This is a genomic window from Marinovum sp. 2_MG-2023 (assembly GCF_030548265.1).
Taxonomy (GTDB): domain Bacteria; phylum Pseudomonadota; class Alphaproteobacteria; order Rhodobacterales; family Rhodobacteraceae; genus Marinovum.
Window position 1 is genome coordinate 1 of sequence record NZ_JAUOSD010000057.1, and the last position, 4,981, is coordinate 4,981.

Below are 4,981 nucleotides of genomic sequence, written 5' to 3' on the forward strand. Positions count from 1 at the left end.
TATGCACAGTTCAACACGTTAGATATGGTCGCATGAGATGAAGTAATCTGCCTCCGGCAAACTGGGGGCGGTTCAGACAGAGGATAATCCCCCCCATTCCTAAAATGGAGGGATTTCCGAGGAAACCGGAAGCCCTTCAGCCGAGGCTGTAATACTTAGCTGATTATGAGAGATGGCTATGCGTGCGACTGGGACGTGTCAACAACATGGCAAAATCATCATCTGGATTTAGGTTCTTCAAAAAAGCTCCAACAATTGTCGAATTGCGGATTTTTTACCATATGATATTGTCGGCTGCGGTCCATTCGAGATAACACTGAGTTAGAATTTTTTGTTCTAGCCAATAGCTCTTGAAGAACGCGCCCCGAAACGGGCTCCTGCATCGAAAGCTCTAACAGCAATGCAAGCGTGTTCACCATCAAATCAGATCCGCCAAGGTCAAAGCGGTCCATTCCAGGAAACCCATTTTTTGTTTTTGGCTTGGAATTTGGATAAACACCGTCAGGCTGTAGGCCCTCAAGCGCTCTTTCTGCCTCGTACGCTTTGAGGGTGTTGAAGAAGAAATACCCGGCAGTGCCAATTATTCTTTCATTGCTGCTGCGGCCATGATCGATAAAGGTTTGTAGCGTCGAAATGAGCCAGCGAGTTGGTAGCGTTGACAGCAACAAAGGAAACTCGCTGTCCCATGCTCGAAAAAATAACTTCCTTGCAGAAACAGAATGTTTGGTATCCCGGCGCAAATAGCTGATGGAGAAACCTATCAAGTAGTTAACAAATGGCTGGCCTGCGAATCTGTATTGAAGAATCTTTTCTTGCTGTTTCATATCTTGCCTATTGCCGCCAGGAAATTCCGTTGGACCTTCAACTATCTTATCTCTTAGATGGACTAAGTCTATATCGGGGCTCGGCAGAACCCAAGGCAGCTCGTCTTGAGTGTATACACGGGATTTTGCGCGTTCGGCCAATGCGGCCAGTCCAGGGTGGGCGGAACTCGTTTCAAATACAGGAGGCCATTTTGGAACGGATTCTGGGCCTTGGTAATTGGGCTGAACGGTTGCAGGAGAAAGAAGCCACTTCTTTGCATTCTTCTTTGCTTGGATCGAAGCATGAGACCCGTTAATGACCTCAAGCACCTGCAATTGGGCTGCAGTTGGGCTCGCATTGACGCGAGCTTTGTCTAGGCGAAACTTGCTTTCCTCTAACTTCAAACCGATCGCGTTAAGCAGTGCGAGTTCAGATGAAAATTGCGCGTTTTCTAAATAGGGAACAATATTAAACCGATTCCCATACTTCAGAGAAGCTTTTTCGAGAACAGGATCCCAACCACCTTCAAACCGAATGAAATCGTCAAATCTCTTCCGAGAAGAAAAATTCTGTCGGAAACGAAGATTCTGTGCATACACGCTGTCCAACCACTGCTGCTCCTCCCGACGAAAAAAGTAGAAATTGCATTCGCAGTCGGAAAACGTTTTACTAATAATGTTGATATGTTGCGACAACCTTGGGTACACACGCCTTGTTGCGGAGCGACCCGGCAGTTGACCCGAAAAATCCTCGCTAGAAATGATGACAACGCTCTCAGTAAGGTCAGAGACCTTTTCCCGAAGTGTGAGTAGCGAACGTTGAGCCAATAACCAGTCTGTTTCATGTAATGCCTTTGAGATCACTGCCAAATCTCCGCCCGTAATGATAGCAGTATCATACTCCCTGGAAAGAGTTTCTGCATTCTTCGAAAGAAGATCTTGGATCGCAGAAGAACCTGTTTTGTGAGGTCCCAAGTGTACGCATATACGCTTTTTCATGTTCCAAGAACCCGCTCTTTAGAAAACCATTCACAGCGGTTTATCTGTAGACTATGGCGGGCGCGCGAACAAGCGCTGAGGCCGTAAAGCGGCCATCTCGAGCTCCTGCATCGATGACTATTCAAGGGTTGCTCTCTTGCGCGCCTTCGAGACGGAGCCACGTCTGCTTGCTGCGGTTGATCACATAGCCCGGCAGCGCGCGAAAAGCATAAGCGCGATGGTAGTCGAATCTCATAATTAAGGGCAAAAATATCCCCGAACGCGTCGTGTCTCAGATCTAAGGGCAACGCGACACGTCTGTCGGTAGTGTCGGGGACGGCACTGTCAGGTCATTGAATCGGTCTCGGGACAGGGTGGGGTCTGGCCCGACACGATCGGCAACGAAAATGAAATCCGAAACTTTGCGACACTACCCCTGAGAAAGGAACGCACTTTCAAACAACTGGCGCTCTACGGGTAATAACCACTGTATTTAGGGTGATGGGGAAATTACCAAGGGGTGAGTAACCTCACGCCAGATGTTACTTCAATTCTGTCAATATCTCTTTCGTAAGTTGAGCCGAGATAGTCAACATATTCACTTGTCCAGCCAGGAATATCGAGCTCCTCCATCACGGCATCTTCAATTGCGTACTTGTCAAAAAATGCGGCCATAATCCGTCGCTTTTGAATATCGTTCAAGCCTTTTTGTCGTCCGAGGTAAGATCGGAGTCTTCTCATCCCTTCCGGTTTTATTATTGTCGCGAGCATGTCGAAAGCACCTTTAATTTTAGTGCCTTCTGGAACACCCAAAATTGAACGGACTATTTCTCCCCAGATCAATGGGCTATCTTCATTGCACCAAATTGTTATAGGGGTGTTCGGAAAAGAAGTGCTCAACCTATCTGCTAAACGCGACCAATGGAGATGCGAAGGATCCACACCGCATAGATAGCCCGGCAAATCGTGATGCGATGTGGCGGAAAAAACTTCTGGCAACCAAGTTGCGATGTTACGTACAGAGAAGAACAGCTCTATTTCATGCGGAGCGAGATGTTTCTTAAACGCCTCAAACCTCGGCACCGCTTCGGGAAAAATTTCTCCATTGGCAATGGCGAATTTCGGCAACCCAAAGAAATTTTTGTGTGACAAAACGACCCTATTTGGAAGACTGTAGTCTTCGTCGACAATAACCGACCTTAGCGTACTACCGAGTGAATTTGGATCCGCGTAATTTTCTGGCTTTCCGAGCAAGACGCTAAGCCGCTTCTGATATGTTCTAGGTTCAGGAATTCCTACTTTCCAATCTTCCGCAAGGCGCTTATTTTGCCGAAGACACTTGGTAATTCTACCGTCGTCGGTTGCGAAAGCTCCAGCGTGAATGATTACTTTCATGTTGGTAGACCCTCACCTCATCTCGATTTTGTAATCTCATGTCGAGCATTCAAGATAATGCCCCATCTTTCAAGGTGTTAGCTAAAAATGTGAGGATTGTTCCGCCCCCTTGATCTGAAGTGGTCCGGTAATGGCTTTGTCACGTTGGTGGCGTGTTCCAGGTGCAAGCATAACCCTCTCTCATGATCAGCCAAGTTTTACAGCCACGGCTGAAGGGGTTCCGGCTTTCTCGGTCCATCATCTTTTATGCGATTTGAGCGTATCATCAATTTGGCCTCAGCCGGCGCGATGTGGAGGATCTGTCGACCGAACGGGACGTAACCGTATCGCACGAAAGTATCCGGGTGTGGTGTCTTCGGTTCGGAACGTAGATAGCGGCCAAAATCCGTCGCGATCGCACGGTTCCTGCCGACAAATGACACCTGGGCGAGGTCGTGATTTCAATTCGAGCGCTAAAACATTGGTTTTGGCGAGCTGTCAACGCAAATGGAAACGAACCGGGGACCCTGATGGGTAGTGTCGCAAAGAAAACAGGAAAGGAAACCGCGTCACAAACAAAGGCGCATAACTCAAGGTGGGTCAAATTGCGGTAAAAATACCGGGTCGGCTCTCAATGACAATCATCAGGCCTGTAGAACAACCATGCGGCTGAAAGGGCTACATGATCGAGGTGCGGGTCTTGGTCGCGTCCCGACAGAACAACCTGACAAAGCCCTCTGAAGGCTCGCCCTGCAAACCACTACCGCGTAACGGAACGTCACTAACACGTCCTTCATTGCGCCGTTCCATTCTTAGAAAGGATCGACCGTCAAACCGTGGGATCAAATACCTAGGTTCACCCTTGCCTACGATATTGCAGCACCTTATCGGCTTTAGAGATAAGCTTCGTTTGCGCAAAAGGATGTTGCCCTTTTGCTACACGGGCAGCTTCAGCGATCGCGTTTGGCAACTCCCCCTCGACTCCATTAATCGTTATGTACGCTTGCATATCCAAAATAACATCTGCTAACCAGTCATGTTTTTTCATTTTTTCCTCCGTGCAGCCTTAGGCCTTATATCTATTCACGGTAAACAAACAGTAAACGAAATTTCCACTGAGTGACGCCTAAATGGCCCCAGGGTGTTCAGGGTCGGCATCCGGTGGATCGGATTTAAGATGAAAGGATCTGTAACGGCACTGCGACGTGGCGCTTGTGGTCGAGACGCTTGAGAACACCGATCTGTTCACCCCGACGGTGTCGCGGTTGTCGCACCTGGTCGTGATCGACATCCTGTCCACGGCAGTCAGCCTGCGCCGCGACGAGGAACATCACCAACACATTACCCGGATGAAAGCGAGACTGGCGCAACTGCGCGGCTCACCAGAAATCTGACGAGGCTACAACGATTTTAGATACCACGGCGTTCCTTTGATATCGGACTAGCCTCTGTACCGTGGCACGAAAGGTAGCTTGGAGCGTTAAATTCAGCGGGCCGTCCGCACAAGGGAGCACTTCCCCAGCGACCAAGCGGCAGCGAAATTGATCTATCTGGCTCTGAATGCTACCTCTCAGGAGTAGAAGCGATCAGTCCGCGAATGGCACGCCGCCAAAAGCCAACTTGCCATCATGTTCGAGGCCCGGTTCCCAACGGCGTAATCAACGCGCCAGGGAACAGAATTCCGGACAGTCTTTGCAGAGATCGATATCGCATGACATTTTACATAAACTTCATTATGAGTTGATACACTGTACCCGCAAAGTTAAAGTGTCCCACATCTGCAAAGTAGAAGTGTCACACTCTGCCCCGATGAGAACAGGCAGAGA

General features: G+C 48.9%; 4 protein-coding genes and 1 pseudogene. 2 read left to right on the forward strand and 3 right to left on the reverse strand.

Annotated elements, in window-relative coordinates:
* Window positions 1-218: 218 nt before the first annotated feature.
* Both Q4577_RS23420 and Q4577_RS23425 read right to left on the reverse strand, forming a co-directional pair.
* Window positions 219-1,802, reverse strand: a complete 1,584-nt coding sequence (locus Q4577_RS23420) for a hypothetical protein (RefSeq protein ID WP_303473303.1) — start codon at window positions 1,800-1,802, stop codon at window positions 219-221.
* 489 nt (window positions 1,803-2,291) lie between these two features.
* Complete coding sequence (locus tag Q4577_RS23425; protein WP_303473302.1) at window positions 2,292-3,176, reverse strand: hypothetical protein; 885 nt, start codon at window positions 3,174-3,176, stop codon at window positions 2,292-2,294.
* A gap of 182 nt (window positions 3,177-3,358) precedes the next feature.
* On the opposite strand from Q4577_RS23425, the pseudogene Q4577_RS23430 reads away from it, so the two are divergent.
* Window positions 3,359-3,670, forward strand: a pseudogene (locus Q4577_RS23430) (IS6 family transposase); the annotation flags it as partial.
* Between the two features lie 341 nt (window positions 3,671-4,011).
* On the opposite strand, the gene Q4577_RS23435 reads toward Q4577_RS23430, so the two are convergent.
* Window positions 4,012-4,203: a hypothetical protein gene (locus Q4577_RS23435; protein ID WP_303473300.1), complete on the reverse strand. Its 192-nt coding sequence runs from the start codon at window positions 4,201-4,203 to the stop codon at window positions 4,012-4,014.
* A 157-nt stretch (window positions 4,204-4,360) separates the two neighbouring features.
* On the opposite strand from Q4577_RS23435, the gene Q4577_RS23440 reads away from it, so the two are divergent.
* Window positions 4,361-4,549: a hypothetical protein gene (locus Q4577_RS23440; protein ID WP_303473298.1), complete on the forward strand. Its 189-nt coding sequence runs from the start codon at window positions 4,361-4,363 to the stop codon at window positions 4,547-4,549.
* Window positions 4,550-4,981: the final 432 nt, after the last annotated feature.